Consider the following 17,654-nt stretch of genomic DNA (forward strand, 5'->3'; position numbering starts at 1 on the left):
CACCATACCCCTCCCCGGGGGAGCCTCCGTGGCGCTTCTGTGCTGGTGTGAGCGGATGTGCCGCTTTCCTGACCCATCGTCAGATTGGCCTGGCGCTGCATTGCCGACTTGGCATTGGACGAGTACTGTATAAAATAACAGTATTCGGTATGTTGGCGTCCGCCCGGTAAGGCCAGGGCGTGGTCTAGAAACATGGACCTGAAACCTGGACCAGAAATCTGGGTTAGAAATCTGAGCCGGGCTGGAGTATCTAGCGGGCCAGCAGCGCAGCTCGGCAGAGAACGCCAGCAGAGAACGCCAGCAGCGAACGCCATCAGAGCAGGCCAGTTGAGCAGGCCGGTTGAGCAGGCCAGTTGAGCAGGCCAAGAGCGGAGCGGGATAGGAGCGGGAGAGGAGCGATGAAGGCAGCAGACAACCAGGCCCGTGACAACGCAAGTGATGACCTCTCGCGCTTGATGCAGCGAGGCAGCGTCTGGCGGGCGCGGCGACAGTGGCACCGTGATCAGCCGCAGGGCGACACGAGGCGCGGGATCTCCACCGGGGTGGAGGCCCTGGACGAGGTGCTCGGCGGTGGCTGGCCCCGGGGAGAGCTGCTGGAACTGCTGCTGGATCGAGCGGGTTGCGGCGAGATTCGTCTATTGCTTCCGCTGATGCACCGCTGCGAGCGGGTGGTGTGGTTCGACCCACCCTGGCAGCCTCATGCGGCGGCCCTGGCGGCGGCGGGCCTGGATCTGTCGCATCTGGTCATCGTGCGTACCCGCCATCCCAGGCAGCGGCTGTGGGCCATGGAGCAGGCATTGAAGAGCGGCTGCTGCGATCTGGTGCTGGGCTGGTTCGCCGCTGTGCAGGGGCAATGGCTGCGGCGGCTGCAGCTCGCCGTGGCGTCAGGGGGCGGCCATGGCGCGCTGATTCGACCGGCCGACTTCGCCAAGCAAGGGTCAGTGGCCCCCTGGCGACTGCGGCTGTCGGCTCCTGACCAGAGCAGCGGTGACGAGACGGCGCCCTTGTCGAGGCGCATCAAGGTCCATGCCTTCAAGCGCAAGGGGGCCATGCCAGCCAGGGCCATCGATATCACCCTGGCCGACTCTAGGCTGTCGCCCCCGTGCCCGCGGCCGACTTCGCTACCGTGCGCACCCAGTGGGGAACGTCGATCCCGCCCCGTGTTGCTCGTCTCCGAGCGCAAGGGTGCGGGGCGATCATGAAGGGGCTGTGGCTATGCCTTCACTGTCCGCAGCTTGGGCTGGAGGTGCTGAGCGCCGGCGATGACGGACCCCTCGCGTTGCTGTGCGAGGACGGGGAGCGTATCGCCCTGGTCTCGGCCAGGGCCTGGCAGGCCGGTGTGCGGCCGGGCATGACGATCAATGCGGCACTGTGTCTGGAGCCAGGACTCCGGCTATTGACGCCGAATCCTGAGGTGAGCCGACGTCGTCTCGAAGGGCTGGCGCTATGGTGTGCCCGCTTCAGCGCCCGGGTCAGTCTCGAGCCGACGGCGGAGAACGCCGCGTCCTGGGGCGTGGTGATGGAGATCGTCTCGATGCTCGACTACTTCGGCGGACTCGAGGGACTGTGGCGACGCCTGCACGAAGAATTGGCGACCCTGGAGCTTGAGGTGTCCAGCGCCACCGGGCACACCCCGCTGGCCGCCTGCCTGCTGGCCCGGACGGGGGGCTATTGTGGCCAGGGCGAGGCTGAGCATATGGCCAGGCTCGGCAGGCTTCGCCTCGACCGGCTGGGGCTGTCCGCACGCCAGCAGTCGCGCCTCAAGGGGCTTGGGTTTACGCACCTCAATGACCTGCTTGTGCTGCCGCCGGCCTCGCTGGCCTCGCGCCTGGGGACAGACCTGCGGCGCTACCTTCAGCGCTTGACCGGCGAGGTCGCCGATCCCCCGCCGGTATTCGCGCCACCACCGCGCTTCGATCGTGAGCGGGAGCTGGTCCATGAGATCGAGCTGGCCGCCGGCATCGTGTTTCCCCTGCGGCGCCTGCTGGCGGAGCTCGAGGGCTTTCTCAAGGTGCGTTGCGTCAAGGCATTGTCGCTGACCTTGACCCTGTATCACCGGGAAGGGGCTCAGCACCTGAGCGTGGGGCACGCCGGGGGCGAGCAGGCGGCGGAGGCCTGGCTCGAGCTGTGCCGGTTGCGCCTGGAATCAGTGGTACTCGAAGCACCGGTGTTGCGCCTGCGCCTGGAGGTCAGCGAGGTTGCTAGCCTGCAAGAGGTGGCAACGGACCTGTTTCAGGCGGCGCCGCCCAGAGACACCCCCGAGGCACTGTTCAGCCGGTTGCGTTCTCGTCTCGGTGATGGCGCCGTGTTGCAGCCCATGGCGCTGGAGGATCATCGCCCCGAACGGGCCTCCCGCTTGGTAGCGCAGCCGGGGACCGCTCGCAGGCCCCCGGCTGAAATCCAGACTGCCAACCATCCGGCCTGGCTGCTGGAACACCCCGAGCCGCTGACGCCGGCGACCCTCGAGCGTCTGGTCTGGGTCGCCGGGCCCGAGCGCCTGGCCAGCGGCTGGTGGGACCAGGCCCCGGCGCGGCGTGACTATCACGTGGCCTGCTGGCCGGACGGTCGCCATGGCTGGGTCTTTCGCGACGCCGAGTCGCAATGGTGGTTGCATGGCTGGTTCGGTTGAGCGTGTCGGCGAGCCACCTGACGCTGCAGAAGTCGCCCCGGGCCCTGGCTACGCTGAGCTACATTGCCTGTCCAACTTCACCTTTCTCAAGGGCGCGTCTCACCCCCATGAGCTGGTCGCCCGCGCCGCCGAGCTTGGCTATCACGCCCTGGCGATCACCGATGAGTGCTCGGTGGCCGGCATCGTGCGCGCCTGGGAGGCTGCCCGAGACCACCGGATCGCGCTGATCATCGGTGCCGAGTTTCGCCTGGCCGACGAGGTCGTGGTCGTGCTGGCCGAGAACCGCAGCGGCTACGCCAGCCTGTGCCGGCTGATCACCCTGGGCCGTCGCCGTGCGCCCAAGGGCAGCTATCGTCTCGACTGGGAGGATCTGGAGGCGCTCGAGGACTGTCTGCTGCTGTACCTGCCGGGCAACGACGACGCCCGGACTCGGGAGAGAATGGACGGGTTGAAGCAACACTTCGACGGGCGCTGCTGGGTGATGGTCCAGCGCCACTTCCAGGCAAGCGAGGAGGACCGATTGGCGAGGCGGATGAGGCTGGCGAGTGCCGCCGGCCTGCCGCTGGTCGCCAGCGGTGGCGTCCTGATGCACCAGCCGAGCCGCAAGCGATTGCAGGATGTACTGACCGCCCTTCGGCATCGCACCAGCGTGCAACGCGCCGGTTTTCTGCTCGAGCCCAACGCCGAGCGCTGCCTGCGCCCCCTGTCACGGCTGGCGCAGTGTTTTGCGCCTGCGCTGCTCGAACAAAGCCTGCGTATCGCCGAGCGTTGTCGCTTCGACCCCGGCGAGCTGCGCTACGAGTACCCCGAGGAACTGGTCCCCGACGGCCATACGCCGTCGTCCTGGCTGGCGCACAAGGTGCGCCAGGGCGAGCGGCTACGCTTCCCGGAGGGTACGCCTTCGGATATCGCCGAGCAGATCGCCCGCGAGCTTGAGCTGATCGCCAGGATGGCCTACGAGCCGTTCTTTCTGACCATCGAGGACATCGTCGCCTTCGCCCGCCGCCAGGGCATCCTGTGTCAGGGGCGGGGCTCGGCGGCCAATTCGGTGGTCTGTTACTGCCTGTTTATCACCGAGGTGGACCCGCGTCAGGTGCAGCTGCTGTTCGAACGCTTTATTTCCGAGGAGCGCGACGAGCCGCCGGATATCGACGTGGACTTCGAGCACGAGCGCCGCGAGGAGGTGATCCAGTACATCTATCGGCGCTACGGCCGCGAGCGGGCCGGGCTTGCCGCCACCGTGATCAGCTACCGCCCCAGAAGTGTACTCAAGGACGTGGGGCGGGCGCTGGGGCTGCAACCGGGCTATCTGGCCTGGCTCGCCAGTCGGCTGGATCGCCGCGAGGGCGAGGGCGCCTGGCTCGAGGCGCTCAAGCAGACGGTGGGGGAGACGGTAGGCGCGGGAGGTGAAGAGGCCGCCTCCACCGCCGTCCCGGAACTGCTGCGTCATCTGGTCGAACTGGTGGAGCAGCTATTGGGCTTTCCGCGACACCTGTCACAGCACGTGGGGGGCTTCGTGATCTCGCGCGGGCCGCTGCACGAGCTGGTGCCGGTGGAGAACGCCGCGATGGAAGGGCGCACCCTGATCCAGTGGAACAAGGACGACCTGGAGAGTCTGGGGCTGCTCAAGGTCGACGTGCTGGCGCTGGGTATGCTGACCGCCATTCGCAAGACCCTGGCGCTGCTGTCAGACGGAGGCGAACACCGGGACGACGACAGGCGCTGCTTCGAGAGCACGGGCGAGGGCGACGACGATGGCGAGGGCGATGGCGAGCATCAGGCCATGGCCATGTCCCGGGTGCCCCGGGATGATCCTGAGGTGTACGCCATGCTCAGTCGCGGGGACAGCGTCGGCGTCTTCCAGGTGGAGAGCCGTGCCCAGATGAACATGCTGCCGCGCTTGAAGCCCCGCAACTACTACGACCTGGTGATCGAGATCGCCATCGTTCGTCCCGGGCCGATCCAGGGCGACATGGTGCATCCCTACCTGCGGCGTCGCGACGGCATCGAGGAGGTCAGCTATCCCAGCGACGAGGTCAGGGGCGTGCTCGAGCGGACCCTGGGGGTGCCGATCTTCCAGGAGCAGGTGATCAAGCTGGCCATGGTGGCGGCGGGCTATTCCGGTGGCGAGGCCGACCAGTTGCGGCGGGCCATGGCGGCCTGGCGACGGGCCGGCACCATCGCCGAGCACCAGCAGCGGCTGACCGCCGGGCTGCGTGCCAGGGGCTACAGCGACGAGTTTGCCAACGCCATCTGTCGCCAGATCGAGGGCTTTGGCCAGTACGGCTTCCCCGAGTCCCACGCGGCCAGCTTCGCCCACCTGGTGTACGTCTCGGCCTGGCTCAAGTGCCACCACCCCGCGGCCTACTGCTGTGGCCTGCTCAATAGCCAGCCGATGGGCTTCTATAGCCCGTCACAACTGGTGCAGGATGCCCGCCGTCACGGTGTCGAGGTGCGTCCGGTGGATATCAATGCCAGCCACTGGGACGCCACCCTGGAGCCAGATGGTGCCCTGCGACTGGGCTTTCGCCTGGTCAAGGGGCTGGGGCGTGGTGCCATCGACTGCCTGCTGGCGAGGCGTCCGGCCAACGGCTATGCCAGCGTCGCCGAGGCCAGGCGTCGCGCGCCGATGTCGGCCCGCGAGTGGGAAGCGCTGGCGGCGGCCGGGGCGCTGTCGAGCCTCGGCGGCCATCGCTACCAGGCACGCTGGAATCTGCTGGCGCCGGATCCGGCGCTGGCGCTGGGCGAGACCGATATCCTCGACGACACCACCCCAGAGCTGGCGCCCCCCAGCGAGCAGGCCGACCTCGAGGAGGACTTTCGCCATCTGGGGCTGAGCCTTGCCCGCCATCCCATGGCGTTGCTGCGCGAGCAGACCTCGATGGCGCGGCAAGGACTGGCGCGTTGCCTCAAGGCCACTGAGCTTGCCGAGCTGGACCACGGCCATCTGGTCCAGGTAGCGGGGCTGGTGACCACCCGCCAGCGGCCGGGCACCGCCTCCGGGGTCACCTTCGTGACCCTGGAAGACGAGACCGGCAACGTCAACGTGGTGGTGTGGAAGGACACCGCCAAGGCCCAGCGCCAGGCGCTGTTGAACGCCCGGCTGTTGAAGGTCACCGGCCATCTGGAGCGCGAGGGCAGCGTGATCCATGTGATCGCCGGACGGCTCGAGGACTTGAGCGGCTTGTGGGCCGAACTCGGCGTGCCCTCGCGGGATTTCCGCTAGCACGCTGTCGTCGTCTCTCCGCTCGTCCACCTTGTTCGGCCAGAATAAGCAGTCGTCGACTAGGGCGTGTTCACGGCAAACTCGGCGCGCTTGCTGTCAACCAGCGAAAGGAGCGCTTGAGAAAGCCTTCCACGTCATCCTCAATGATCTCGCCGTGGGCCATGATGATTCGAGCGGGCCGCCAGGAGAGCAGGGTGCGTAGATGCTCGCTCGCCAGGTAGCGTCGGCCGAGGAAGCTCAGTCGCCACTCCAGCGGCATCCTGCCATCCGGCGCCAGGATGCCCGAGAGCCTGGCCAGTCGACGCTGCAAGGGCGTCAGGGAAGCAGGGGGTAGATTGCCGATCAGATCGGCCACGATCAGGCTGCGGCTGGAACGGTGCAGGAACACCGCTTCCTGCATGCGCGATGAGCCGGTGAACAGGCACTGGTCGATATCGTCACCCCAGAAGCGGTTGGGAGTGCCATCCAGGGTGCTTTCGAACACCAGGTCGCCGCGCTTGGCGATGACTTCCCGGGTGCCGAAACTGCGAGCCATCGGGTAGGCCATCTGCCATTCGCGCATGAACAGGTGGTGACAATGGTTGGGAGCGATCAGGAAGTGTACCTGGCCCAGCTCGTCGAGGGCGTCACGCAGTGGCTCGGTCAGTGGGACGGGGCTGTGCACCCACAGCCGGTCGCCGCTCAGGCGTACCACCACCATGCGTGTCGGATAGGGCAGCAGCTTGCCTCTGATGACGGGCCCATCCGCTATCCATAGCTCAGGCGCCGTTGCCTTGAGCGGTGGAGAATCATTCGAGAGTGTCACGCTCTTGTTCCTGCGCTTGATGACATCTCTCGAATATAACCTCTTTGCGATAGAGTTGCTGCATGTGACTGGCATGTAAACGACAACACCGAGGCATGCCTCGGTGTTGACACAGGAAACGTGATGTTACGTCGGACGCTGCGGTGAGCCTCAGACGTTGAAGCGGAAGTGCACCACGTCGCCGTCCTTGAGCACGTAGTCCTTGCCTTCCAGGCGCCACTTGCCGGCGTCCTTGGCGCCCTGCTCGCCGTTCAGGCTGACGAAGTCGTCATAGGCCACCACTTCGGCGCGGATGAAGCCCTTCTGGAAGTCGGTGTGGATGACACCGGCGCCTTCCGGGGCGGTGGCGCCGACCTTGACGGTCCAGGCACGCACTTCCTTGACCCCTGCGGTGAAGTAGGTCTGCAGACCCAGCAGGGCGTAGCCGGCGCGGATCACCCGGTCGAGACCGGGCTCTTCCATGCCCATCTCGGCCAGGAACATCTCGCGTTCCTCGTCATCGAGTTCGGCGATCTCGGCTTCCAGCTGGTTGCACACGGGAACCACCACGGCGCCCTCGGCCTCGGCGATGCCCTTGACCACGTCGAGGTAGGGGTTGTTGTCGAAGCCGTCCTCGTTGACGTTGGCGATGTACATGGTCGGCTTCAGGGTCAAAAAGCCGAAGCTCTTGATCTGCTTCTTCTCGTCATCGCTCAGATCGAAGCTGCGCAGCGGCTGGCCTTCGGCCAGGTGCGGCTGGATCTTGTCGAGCACCGCCTTGGTGGCAATGGCGTCCTTGTCGCCGCCCTTGACCACGCGAACCAGGCGCTGGATGGCCTTCTCCACGGTGTCGAGGTCGGCCAGGGCCAACTCCAGGTTGATGGTCTCGATATCCGCCGCCGGGTCGACCTGGTTGGCCACGTGGATGACGTTGTCGTTGTCGAAGCAGCGCACCACGTGGGCGATGGCCTGGGTCTCGCGGATATTGGCGAGGAACTGGTTGCCGAGACCTTCACCCTTGGAGGCGCCGGCGACCAGGCCGGCGATATCGACGAATTCCATGGTGGTGGGCACCACCTTCTCCGGCTTGACGATCTCGGCGAGCTTGTCGAGGCGCGGGTCCGGCATGGGGACGATGCCGACATTGGGCTCGATGGTGCAGAACGGGAAGTTCTCTGCATCGATGCCGGACTTGGTCAGGGCGTTGAAGAGGGTGGACTTGCCGACGTTGGGCAGACCAACGATGCCGCAGTTGAATCCCATGGGTGGTTCCTGAAGGCGTGAAGTGAAAGAAGTCGGCGCACAGTGTATGACGTCGGGCCAGGCGGGGACAGCCCGGGCGGTGCAACCACCTGCTGCCCCTGTTGGCGCCTGCCGGGTCAGGCAGAGTGGCTGTGCAGGCGGTTCATGGCCTTGGCCCAGTCGCCGGATAGCGCCTGGGGCAATGTCGCCAGGCACTCGATCAGGGCGCCGTCGATGGCCTCGCGCTCGGTCTTGCCGGGACGGCCCAGCACGTAGTTGGTGACCAGCTTGGCGCTGCCGGGATGACCGATGCCGATGCGCGCACGATGGAAGGACTTGTCGTTGCCCAGGGCGCTGATGATGTCGCGCAGGCCATTGTGGCCGCCGTGGCCGCCGCCCTGCTTGTAGCGCGCGCTGCCGGGGGGCAGGTCGAGCTCGTCGTGGGCGATGAGCATCTCGTCGGGGGCCAGCTTGAAGAAGTTGGCCAGCGCCGCCACCGAGGCACCGGAGCGGTTCATGTAGGTGGTCGGCACCAGCAGGTGCAGGTCGCTGCCTTCGACAAAGGCCTTGGCGTAGAGGCCGAGAAACTTCTTCTCCGGGCGCAGCTCGGCGCTGGACTGACGCGCGACTTCCTCCACCAGCCAGGCGCCGGCGTTGTGACGCGTCGCCTCGTACTGGGTGCCAGGGTTGGCAAGGCCGATCAGCGCCTTGATCCTTGTCATGGTGGTCTCTCCGGTCAGCGGTGCGGGGCAAGCGCTTTGCTCAGGGCCTTGGCGACGAGGCCATGGGCAAAGCCCTCGGAAACGAAAAGGGCCACCGCAGTGGCCCCTGAATCCGGCAGAAAAGGATTACTCCTTGTCGCCTTCTTCGGCTTCGCCTTCGTCCTTGGCGTCGTCCTTCGCTTCCTCGGCAGCTTCTTCGCTGGCCTCGGCGGCGGCGGCTTCTTCCTCGGCGATTTCTTCCTCGGTCTGCATGACCTTGGCCTTGGTCACGTTGACGATGGCCTGGTCGTGCTCTTCACCGTGGCTCAGCTCGACGATGGTCACGCCAGCCGGAACCTTGAGGTCGGACAGGTGCAGGGTGCTGCCGATCTCGAGGTCAGCGATGTTGACCTCGAGGTAGTCGGGCAGGTCCTTCGGCAGGCAGCTGATCTCGACTTCGTTGGCCAGCTGGTGCAGTTCACCGTCCTGCTCCTTGATGGCCTTGGACTCGTCCTGACCGACCACGTGCAGCGGAACGCGCATGGTGATCTCGTGAGTCGCATCGACGCGCAGGAAGTCGGCGTGGGTCACCAGCGGCTTGTACGGGTGGCGCTGAAGGTCACGCACCACGACCTGCTGGGACTTGCCGTCAACCTCAAGGTTGATGACGGAAGAGAAGAAGGCTTCGTCTTCCAGCGCCTTGTAGAACGCAGTCTTGTCGACGGCGATCGGCTGCGGCGTCTTTTCACCACCGTAGATGATGGCGGGGACTTGCTGGTTCGCACGACGCAGGCGGCGGCTCGCACCTTTCCCCAGGTCGTTACGAACATTGGCGGTAAGTTTGTAGTCAGACATGAAATTGCCTCTTGGCTAAAGTAAGGAAGCCACCGAGCCCGCGACCAGACCTCGGTGGTTCCAGATGCCCCGGTTGTCGGGGCGCGTTTCCCGCGCGATATGTCGCTTAGTGGAACATCGCGCTGACGGATTCCTCGTTGCTGACGCGGCGGATCGCTTCGGCGATCAGGCCGGCCACGCTGAGCTGGCGGATACGTCCGCTGCGACGCGCGGTGTCGGACAGCGGGATGGTGTCGGCCACCACCACTTCGTCCAGCACCGACTCGGAGATGTTGTCCACCGCAGGGCCCGAAAGGATCGGGTGGGTGGCGTAGGCGACCACGCGCTTGGCGCCGTGTTCCTTGAGCGCTTCGCCCGCCTTGCACAGGGTGCCGGCGGTATCGATCATGTCGTCCACCACCACACAGGTGCGGTCCTGGATATCCCCGATGATGTGCATCACCTGGGCCTGGTTGGCCTGGGGACGACGCTTGTCGATGATCGCCAGGTCAGCGTTGAGCTGCTTGGCGATGGCACGGGCGCGGACCACGCCGCCGACATCGGGAGAGACCACGACCAGGTCGTCGTAGTTCTGACGCTCGATGTCGTCGAGCAGGATCGGCGAGCCGTAGACGTTGTCCACGGGCACGTCGAAGAAGCCCTGGATCTGGTCGGCGTGCAGGTCCATGGTCATGACCCGGTCGACGCCGGCCTTGACCATCATGTCGGCCACGATCTTGGCCGAGATCGGCACCCGGGCGGAGCGCACGCGGCGATCCTGGCGGGCGTAGCCGAAGTAGGGCACCACCGCAGTGATACGGGTGGCCGAGGCTCGGCGCAGGGCGTCAACCATCAGGATCAGTTCCATCAGGTTGTCGTTGGTCGGTGCACAGGTGGACTGCAGGATAAAGACATCCTTGCCGCGCACGTTCTCGTTGATCTCGACCGCGACCTCGCCATCGCTGAACTGGCCGACCGTGGCATTACCCAGTCGGCTGTCCAGGCTCTCGGCGACCTTACGGGCGAGTTCGGGGTTGGCATTCCCGGCGAAAACCATCAATTTTGACACGCGCAGCCACCTTTGCTGTGTTGGGTCTTCAGTGTGAGCCTGGGGGAGTGAGTCCAGGACTCAGAAGGAAGTTGGCTGGGGTAGGAGGATTCGAACCTCCGCATGGCGATACCAAAAACCGCTGCCTTACCGCTTGGCTATACCCCAGCATACGTCCTGCCTCACGCGGGCAGGGCGTCGAGGAGAGGCGATCGATTCAGGCCCAGGGCCTTGAAGGCGTGCCAGGTCGGCTGTTGGCATCGGACATCGTCCAGCAACTGGACGGCCTCGGCCTCCGACTCCAGACGGGCAAAAACGCACGCGCCGGTACCCGTCAACATTGACGGCGCCCGGGCGTTGAGCCAGTCCAGGGCACGAGCCACCTCAGCATAGGCTTGCCTGACGGTGTCCTCGCAATCGTTGCGCCAGCTTGACGCTCCCCCCTTGAGTGCGCGCGCCATGGTAATGGCGGGGGTGTCCCGTGTCAATTCCGGCGCAGTGAACACGGCAGGGGTGGAGACCGCCACACCCGGGTGCACGACCACGAACCAGGGGGTGTCGAGTGCCACCGCGACAAGGCGCTCGCCGACGCCTTCCGCCCAGGCGGCCTGGCCGTGGACGAATACCGGCACATCGGCGCCCAGCGTCAGGCCCAGTTCAGCCAGACGCCGGGTCGTCAGTTCCAGGCCCCACAGATGATTCAGCCCGACCAGCACGCTGGCGGCGTCGCTGCTGCCACCGCCCAGGCCACCACCCATGGGCAGGCGCTTGGTGACGCCAAGATCGGCACCGAGCGCGCAGCCGGTCTCGCGCTTGAGCAGGTCGGCGGCCCGCCATAGCAGGTTGGCCTCGCGGGGTACGCCCTCGAGACGGTCTGTCAGGGTTATCTCACCGTCCAGGCGCAGGCGCAGGTGGATATCGTCACCGTGGTCGAGGAACTGGAACAGCGTCTGCAGCTCGTGGTAGCCGTCGTCGCGACGGCCGACGATATGCAGCATGCGATTGAGCTTGGCCGGCGCCGGCAACGTCAGGGTCTGCTGCGCGCTGGCATCGGAAGAGAAAGAGGTGTCGGGCATGGGGGAGTCTATAAAGGGTGCTGTCCAGGGATCGGCTGAGCGAAGTGATGGCGATCGGTGGCTGGGGGCGGCGCCTGCCATCGGCGATCGGGATCGATGATGGCTCTCGTTGCTTCTCTCTATAGGGAGCTTGCTGCAAGGAGCACGTCGACAGGAGGCAGAGGGCGATGGTGCTTCATTTTACCCGGGAGACAGGCTCCCGCCACCCGGGGCGGGAGCCGGCGCGACTACAGTTCCAGTGGCTGCCACTGGTTCACCACCAGGGTGGCGCGCAGGTCGTCATAGGTCATCACCAGCCGGTTGGGTAGCCAGGTGCCGTTCACATCCTTCCAGCCGCGATAGTCGATCTCCCAGCCGTCCTGTTCCAGTGAAGCGGGGAAGCCGAGTTCGTCGTCGGTCATCTCGAAGTCACTGTCGTCGGCGGGCAGGCCGCGCACCCAGTCGGTGAGGCTCGAGACCGGCAGCGACCAGCCCAGGCGCTGTTCCATCAGGGCTTCGGGGCTGTCGGCCTCGAAGCGACCCTCGCTGGTGGTCAGCGAGACGCGACCGTCGCGTCCTTCCAGGGTACTGCGGCCGGCGCCCATGGGGCCGGTGACCAGCAGGCGATAGTGGTAGGGGGTCTGGCGCCAGTCGAGGTTGGCGCTGGTGGATTCCTGGGGAGTGCGCAGGCCCACCTTTCCGGTCAGGTTCCAGGAGGTGAAGGCTTCCACCTGTTCGGTCTGGGCTTCCCAGTCACCGGCCTGGCGCTCCTGGCGCGGCTCGGTGACGCTCTGGGAGGTGGCGCAGCCGGCCAGCAGGCCGAGCCCCAGGGCGGCGGCGGTCAGGCGAAAACAAGACATCATCGCGGGGTCCTTGCGGGTAGTGGTCGTGGTGTCGGGGCGGTCAAGGCGCTGTTGCCGTTGGCTCAGGCCTGATTTCGGGGCGCCGATCGAGGAGGTCGACGATCAGCGGGCGCTCGGGGAAGCGTTGCTGGGCTTCTTGCAACAGCTCGCGTGCGCGCTGCTTCTGGCCCAGGTCCCACAGCACCTCGATCAGGTGGGCGGCGACCTCCTGATCGGCGATCTCGCGCCAGGCGCGCTCGATCCAGGGTAGCGCAACCTCCGGTTTGCCCTCACGGTAGGCGACCCAACCCAGGCTGTCGAGGATGGCGGGGTTGTCCGGCGAGAGCTCGTAGGCCCGCTGGATCAGTCGCCTGGCCTCGTCAAGATCATCCGGGTCGCCGGCATCGGCCAGGGTGTAGCCGAGCGCATTGAGCGCCACGGCGTTGTCCGGCTGCTGTTCGACCAGGGTGCGCAGATCCTGTTCGGAGGTGTCCAGGTCGCCTTCGCTCCAGGCACGCATGGCGCGGAAGTAGCGCAGGTCGCCATCCTCGGGGCTACGTGCCAGCTCGCGGTTGAGCAGCGCCTCGGCCTCGGGCTCGAGACCTTGCTGGTCGAGCAGTTGCACTTCGGTGATGACCAGGCCGGTATAGGCGTCGTCGTGACGCAGCCGCTCTACCCGCAGAAAGGCCCGGGCGTCCAGCAGCCGGTCGGCCTCGATCAGCATGCTGGCCGCGCGCTGACGCGACAGCAGGAAGTCAGGGCCCGGCGGTACCCGGCGATAGTAGAGCAGGGCGTTGTCGACCTCGTCTTCCTGCTCGGCGATGCTGCCAAGCAATAGATAGAGGGCGCTGGGTGCCTGGGGATCATCGACCAGCGGCAGCAGCAGCCGGCGCGCCGGGTCGTGGTGGCCTTCTTCCAGATAGAGCTGGGCCAGGCCGACCCGCAAGAGGGGGTTGTCGCCACGGGTCTCGAGCAGGGTGTCGGTGCTGCTCTCGGCCGACACCAGGTTGCCCAGGCGAATGTCGGCCCGCGCCATCAGCAACAGAAAGCGGGGGTCGCCGGGAGAGAGGTTGAGGCCGCGTTTGGCCGCCAGGCGGGCCTGGTGGTACTTGCCGGCGTCCAGGGCGATGCGTGATTCGGCGAGAATCCGCTGGGGGTTATCGCGACTGTCGTTTCCCAGTGCGGCAATTCGTCGCTGGGCGCCCTCATGATCCCCCTGGGCCGAGTCGGTCAGGGCCAGCGCCAGGCGCAGGTCGTCTTTCCTCGACTCTGGGAGTGTGGGTTCGTCGAGCGCCTGTTCGAGGGTGGCGGCGAGCGCCACCGGATCGCCGCCACTGGACAGGGCGGTATCGACGAAGCGAGTGATGTCGGTGTCGTCATCGGCCGCGATCAGCCGCTGTTTCAGGGCTTCGTCCCAGTTGCCGCGACCACCGGCGAGGTTGCCCAGGATCTGGGCGGCCACCGGCGCCTCGGGCGCCAGCTCCTGCCAGCGTCGCGCGGCGCGTTCGATCAGGGCGGTGTCATCGGTGAAGCGTGAAGCCAGGGTGGCGCGTTCGACCAGGGCAGCGGAGTGATAGCGCTCGGCTGCCTTGAGGTAGCCTTCGGTGGCGCGTCGATAGTCGCCCCGCTGACCGGCTATTTCGGCAATCAGCAGCGTCGACAGGCCGTCGGCATCGAGTCCACGGGTGATCGGTGGAGCACCGGCCATGGGGTCAGCCTGTGACGCGCTGCCTGGGCTGTAGGAAAAGCTCTGACAGCCGGCGAGCCACGCCGTCAGTGACAGGGTGGCCAGAGTGCAGGTCAGCTTTCCGTGGCGCGCGTTCGGGGGCATTGAGGCGTCATCTTCTCCATGAGAATTCTCAGCATAACGGCTTGGAGAGTCTTGGCAAAGGTCAATGCCCGGGGGAGCGAGGTCAGAGCTGCCTATGGTAGGATATGCGCCTTGCAGGAGCGGCCTGGTTGGCCGCTCCGGACATCATCTGATGAAGACGTCGAACGCATGACCCTGCTTGCCCTTGGCATCAACCATCGAACCGCGGCCGTCGAGGTGCGCGAAAAGGTGGCCTTTGGCCCCTCGCAACTCACCCGGGCGCTCTCCGAGCTGCGCGCGCTGCCGAGTGTGCATGAGGCTGCGGTGCTGTCGACCTGCAATCGTACCGAGCTTTACTGCGTGACCGAGTCGAGCGGGGAGAACGAGGTGCTCGACTGGTTGAGCCGGTTTCATGCATTGCCCCGCGAGGACCTGCTGCACTGCGCCTACCACTATCTGGAAGGTGACGCCGCGCGCCATCTGATGCGCGTCGCCGTGGGTCTCGATTCCATGGTGCTGGGTGAACCCCAGATCTTGGGCCAGCTCAAGGATGCTTACCAGGCGGCCAGGGACGCCAGCGGGCTCGGCGGGGAGCTGGAGCGGCTCTTCCAGCATACCTTCGCGGTGGCCAAGCAGGTGCGCACCGAGACCGCCATCGGCGAGAACCCCGTTTCGGTGGCCTATGCGGCGGTCAGTCTGGCCAGTCGAATCTTCGACGATTTCTCGCGTGCCAGGGCGCTGTTGATCGGTGCCGGCGAGACCATCGAGCTGGTGGCGCGCCACCTGCATGAAGCCGGGGTGCACCAGTTGACGGTGGCCAACCGCACCCGCGAGCGGGCCAGTGCCCTGGCCGGCAGCCTGGGCGGTCAGGCCATCAGCCTCGACGAGATCCCCGTCGCCCTGGAAAAGGCCGACATCGTCATTTCGTCCACCGCGGCGCCCTTGCCGATTCTTGGCAAGGGCATGGTCGAGCGGGCGCTCAAGCGTCGCCGCCACCGTCCGGTGTTCATGGTCGATATCGCCGTACCTCGCGACATCGAGCCGGAGGTCGGCGAGCTCAGCGACATCTTCCTTTATACCGTCGATGACCTGCATGAGGTCATCGAGGAAAACCGACGTCACCGCCAGGTGGCGGCGGACCAGGCCGAGGCGCTGATCGAGCACGGCGTGGCCCACTGGCACAAGGAACGCCGGGTGCGCGGGGCCGGCGAGGTGATCCGCGACGTGCGTGCCAAGGGTGAACGGCTGCGTGACGAGGCCCAGACCCAGGCGCTGGAGCGCCTGGCCAAGGGTGAGGATCCCGAGGCCGTGGTGCGTCGCCTGGCCCACCAGTTGACCAACCGCCTGATGCATCAGCCCACCCTGGCCCTGCGGGGTGCCGCCGCCGATGAGCGCCAGGACCTGCTCGAGGCTGCCGTCGAACTGCTGCTGGGCGAGCCCGAGTCCCGGAACTAGCCGGGCCTGGCTTGACCGCAATGCGCCTTCTTACATGATTTCAAGGATTTGCCGATGAAAGCTTCTCTGCGTGAGCGCCTCGATGCCTTCGTCGACCGCTTCGAGGAACTCTCTGCCCTGTTGTCGGAGCCCGACGTGATCAGCGATCAGCCACGTTTTCGCGACTACTCCCGCGAATACGCCGAGCTCGAGTCGCTGGTCGACGCCTGGCGCCGCTATCGTGGCGTCGAGGAAGACGTGGCCACCGCAGAGCAGATGGCCGAGGACGCCGACGCCGACATGCGCGAGCTTGCTCAGATGGAGCGCGAGGAGGGCGTGGCCAAGCTCGAGGAGCTGGAGGCCGAACTCAAGCGTCTGCTGGTGCCCAAGGATCCCGATGATGGGCGTAACGTCTTTCTCGAGGTGCGCGCGGGAACCGGCGGTGACGAAGCGGCGCTGTTCGCCGGCGACCTGTTTCGCATGTACTCGCGCTACGCCGAGAACCAGGGCTGGAAGGTCGAGGTGGTCAGTGCCAGCCACGGCGAGCAGGGCGGCTACAAGGAGATCATCTCTCGGGTGAAGGGCGAGGGCGTCTACGCCCGGCTCAAGTTCGAGTCCGGTGCCCATCGCGTTCAGCGGGTTCCCGCCACCGAATCCCAGGGCCGCATCCATACCTCGGCCTGCACCGTGGCGGTGATGCCCGAGGCCGACGAGGTCAGCGACATCGACATCAACCCGGCCGACCTGCGGGTGGACACCTTTCGCTCCAGCGGCGCCGGCGGTCAGCACGTCAACACCACCGACTCGGCAATCCGCATCACCCACCTGCCCAGCGGTGTGGTGGTGGAGTGTCAGGAAGAGCGCAGCCAGCACAAGAACCGGGCCAAGGCGATGTCGCTGCTGGCGGCGCGGCTAAAGCAGTCGGCCCAGGACAGCCAGCGCCAGGAACAGGCCGACGCCCGTCGCTCGCTGGTGGGCTCCGGCGATCGCAGCGAGCGCATACGTACCTACAACTTCCCCCAGGGGCGGATCACCGACCATCGCATCAACCTGACCCTGTACAAGCTCAACGAGGTGGTCACCGGCGACGGCCTCGACGAGGTCATCGACCCGCTGATCCACGAGTACCAGGCGGAGCAGCTAGCCGCTCTGCAACAGGACGGCTGATGCGCTGTGATGTGCTGATCGCCCGGGCGACCCGCCGCCTCGAGGCCGCCGGCAGCCCGACGCCGCGACTCGACGCCGAGGTGCTGGCCATGGCGGCGATGAAGGTCGATCGCACCTGGCTCTACACCTGGGGCGACAAGCCCATGTCGACGCTGGCCCGGGCCCGCTTCGAGGCCTGGGTGGCGGCGCGTGCCCAGGGCATGCCGGTGGCCTACCTGACCGGCGAACGCGAATTCTGGGGGCTGGCCCTGGCGACCTCGCCCAGCACCCTGATTCCCCGGCCCGATACCGAGACCCTGGTGGAGGCCGCGCTGGCCCGGGCCGATACCAATCCCGGCGCCTTGCTCGACCTGGGCACCGGCACCGGTGCCATCGCCCTGGCGTTTGCCAGCGAGCGCCCCGGCTGGCGGGTCGAGGGCGTCGATCTGTCCCCTGAGGCGGTGGCGCTGGCGCGGCGCAACGCCGAGCGACATGGTCTGGCGGTACGATTTCGCCAGAGCGACTGGTTCGATGCGCTCGATGACGAGCGCTTCGACCTGATCGTGGCCAACCCGCCCTATATCGACCCGCAGGATCCTCATCTGGGGCAGGGCGATGTGCGCTTCGAGCCAAGCTCGGCGCTGGTGGCCGCCGACCATGGCCTGGCCGATCTATTTGCCATCGCCGAGCGCGCCCGGAGCTTCCTCCAGCCGGGCGGCTGGCTGTTGATGGAACACGGCTACGAGCAGGCCGAGCGGGTGCGAGAGCATCTTGAAGCGCTGGGCTATGTTCGCTGCGACAGCGTGCATGACCTGGGGGGCCACCCTCGGGTGACGCTTGGGCAGTGGGGCAGGCAACGTTGAAGCCGGGACTGGAGTCTGTTGGGGGCATGTGATACTGATT

The 17,654-nt window shown here is 66.5% G+C and carries 14 protein-coding genes and 1 tRNA gene; 6 read left to right on the plus strand and 9 right to left on the minus strand.

The genetic code is table 11. The annotated features are described in order from the left end of the window. The first annotated feature begins 398 nt into the window (after positions 1-398). The 3 genes from imuA to C9F12_RS11335 are packed head-to-tail and all read left to right on the plus strand — an operon-like array spanning position 399 to position 5,855. Positions 399-1,202 (plus strand): translesion DNA synthesis-associated protein ImuA, encoded by an 804-nt coding sequence (imuA, locus tag C9F12_RS11325; RefSeq protein ID WP_108448934.1) that lies wholly within the window; start codon positions 399-401, stop codon positions 1,200-1,202. After that, positions 1,199-2,629, plus strand: a complete 1,431-nt coding sequence (locus C9F12_RS11330) for a DNA polymerase Y family protein (RefSeq protein ID WP_108448935.1) — start codon at positions 1,199-1,201, stop codon at positions 2,627-2,629. Before imuA ends, C9F12_RS11330 begins: the two co-directional genes overlap by 4 nt. Then, positions 2,613-5,855: an error-prone DNA polymerase gene (locus C9F12_RS11335; RefSeq protein ID WP_108448936.1), complete on the plus strand. Its 3,243-nt coding sequence runs from the start codon at positions 2,613-2,615 to the stop codon at positions 5,853-5,855. Before C9F12_RS11330 ends, C9F12_RS11335 begins: the two co-directional genes overlap by 17 nt. A 70-nt stretch (positions 5,856-5,925) precedes the next feature. Here the strand turns inward: C9F12_RS11335 and C9F12_RS11340 are convergent, their stop codons facing one another. The 9 genes from C9F12_RS11340 to C9F12_RS11380 all read right to left on the minus strand — a co-directional run bounded on the left by C9F12_RS11340 (position 5,926) and on the right by C9F12_RS11380 (position 14,192). After that, complete coding sequence (locus C9F12_RS11340; RefSeq protein ID WP_205254672.1) at positions 5,926-6,660, minus strand: DUF4336 domain-containing protein; 735 nt, start codon at positions 6,658-6,660, stop codon at positions 5,926-5,928. Positions 6,661-6,810: 150 nt separating this feature from the next. Then, positions 6,811-7,902 (minus strand): redox-regulated ATPase YchF, encoded by a 1,092-nt coding sequence (ychF, locus tag C9F12_RS11345; protein WP_045995168.1) that lies wholly within the window; start codon positions 7,900-7,902, stop codon positions 6,811-6,813. A gap of 116 nt (positions 7,903-8,018) precedes the next feature. Further along, positions 8,019-8,603: an aminoacyl-tRNA hydrolase gene (gene pth / locus C9F12_RS11350; protein ID WP_108132918.1), complete on the minus strand. Its 585-nt coding sequence runs from the start codon at positions 8,601-8,603 to the stop codon at positions 8,019-8,021. A 126-nt stretch (positions 8,604-8,729) separates the two neighbouring features. Beyond that, entirely contained in the window at positions 8,730-9,437 is a 708-nt protein-coding gene (locus C9F12_RS11355) for a 50S ribosomal protein L25/general stress protein Ctc (protein ID WP_108448938.1), read from the minus strand. Between the two features lie 106 nt (positions 9,438-9,543). Beyond that, positions 9,544-10,485, minus strand: coding sequence for a ribose-phosphate pyrophosphokinase (locus C9F12_RS11360; RefSeq protein WP_181248623.1), 942 nt, complete (start codon positions 10,483-10,485; stop codon positions 9,544-9,546). 72 nt (positions 10,486-10,557) lie between these two features. Further along, a tRNA-Gln gene (locus C9F12_RS11365) sits at positions 10,558-10,632 on the minus strand. Positions 10,633-10,646: 14 nt separating this feature from the next. Further along, positions 10,647-11,540 (minus strand): 4-(cytidine 5'-diphospho)-2-C-methyl-D-erythritol kinase, encoded by an 894-nt coding sequence (ispE, locus tag C9F12_RS11370; RefSeq protein WP_108448939.1) that lies wholly within the window; start codon positions 11,538-11,540, stop codon positions 10,647-10,649. 227 nt (positions 11,541-11,767) lie between these two features. Continuing rightward, positions 11,768-12,382, minus strand: a complete 615-nt coding sequence (lolB, locus tag C9F12_RS11375) for a lipoprotein insertase outer membrane protein LolB (protein WP_108448940.1) — start codon at positions 12,380-12,382, stop codon at positions 11,768-11,770. Positions 12,383-12,422: 40 nt separating this feature from the next. Beyond that, on the minus strand, positions 12,423-14,192 hold the full coding sequence (locus C9F12_RS11380) for a tetratricopeptide repeat protein (protein WP_240184237.1): 1,770 nt from the start codon (positions 14,190-14,192) through the stop codon (positions 12,423-12,425). Positions 14,193-14,360: 168 nt separating this feature from the next. Here C9F12_RS11380 and hemA point away from each other — a divergent pair, with 168 nt between their 5' ends. From hemA to prmC, 3 genes are read left to right on the plus strand one after another with little or no spacing between them, the layout of a single operon-like run. Continuing rightward, positions 14,361-15,626 (plus strand): glutamyl-tRNA reductase, encoded by a 1,266-nt coding sequence (gene hemA / locus C9F12_RS11385; RefSeq protein ID WP_108448941.1) that lies wholly within the window; start codon positions 14,361-14,363, stop codon positions 15,624-15,626. Between the two features lie 54 nt (positions 15,627-15,680). Beyond that, the gene (gene prfA / locus C9F12_RS11390; protein WP_108448942.1) at positions 15,681-16,772 is read left to right on the plus strand and encodes a peptide chain release factor 1; all 1,092 of its coding nucleotides are present in this window, start codon (positions 15,681-15,683) and stop codon (positions 16,770-16,772) included. Continuing rightward, positions 16,772-17,614, plus strand: a complete 843-nt coding sequence (gene prmC / locus C9F12_RS11395) for a peptide chain release factor N(5)-glutamine methyltransferase (RefSeq protein WP_108448943.1) — start codon at positions 16,772-16,774, stop codon at positions 17,612-17,614. Before prfA ends, prmC begins: the two co-directional genes overlap by 1 nt. Positions 17,615-17,654 lie beyond the last annotated feature (40 nt).

Origin of the sequence: Halomonas sp. BN3-1, from assembly GCF_003056325.1 — a bacterium.
Lineage (GTDB): Bacteria > Pseudomonadota > Gammaproteobacteria > Pseudomonadales > Halomonadaceae > Halomonas > Halomonas litopenaei.

Bases quoted from the DNA above. Each gene is read 5' to 3' on its own strand.
- C9F12_RS11355 (WP_108448938.1), bottom strand. From the start codon at position 9,437: ATGTCTGACTACAAACTTACCGCCAATGTTCGTAACGACCTGGGGAAA.
- pth (WP_108132918.1), bottom strand. From the start codon at position 8,603: ATGACAAGGATCAAGGCGCTGATCGGCCTTGCCAACCCTGGCACCCAG.
- prfA (WP_108448942.1), top strand. From the start codon at position 15,681: ATGAAAGCTTCTCTGCGTGAGCGCCTCGATGCCTTCGTCGACCGCTTC.
- lolB (WP_108448940.1), bottom strand. From the start codon at position 12,382: ATGATGTCTTGTTTTCGCCTGACCGCCGCCGCCCTGGGGCTCGGCCTG.
- imuA (WP_108448934.1), top strand. From the start codon at position 399: ATGAAGGCAGCAGACAACCAGGCCCGTGACAACGCAAGTGATGACCTC.
- prmC (WP_108448943.1), top strand. From the start codon at position 16,772: ATGCGCTGTGATGTGCTGATCGCCCGGGCGACCCGCCGCCTCGAGGCC.
- C9F12_RS11380 (WP_240184237.1), bottom strand. From the start codon at position 14,192: ATGCCCCCGAACGCGCGCCACGGAAAGCTGACCTGCACTCTGGCCACC.
- C9F12_RS11330 (WP_108448935.1), top strand. From the start codon at position 1,199: ATGAAGGGGCTGTGGCTATGCCTTCACTGTCCGCAGCTTGGGCTGGAG.
- C9F12_RS11335 (WP_108448936.1), top strand. From the start codon at position 2,613: ATGGCTGGTTCGGTTGAGCGTGTCGGCGAGCCACCTGACGCTGCAGAA.
- ispE (WP_108448939.1), bottom strand. From the start codon at position 11,540: ATGCCCGACACCTCTTTCTCTTCCGATGCCAGCGCGCAGCAGACCCTG.
- ychF (WP_045995168.1), bottom strand. From the start codon at position 7,902: ATGGGATTCAACTGCGGCATCGTTGGTCTGCCCAACGTCGGCAAGTCC.
- hemA (WP_108448941.1), top strand. From the start codon at position 14,361: ATGACCCTGCTTGCCCTTGGCATCAACCATCGAACCGCGGCCGTCGAG.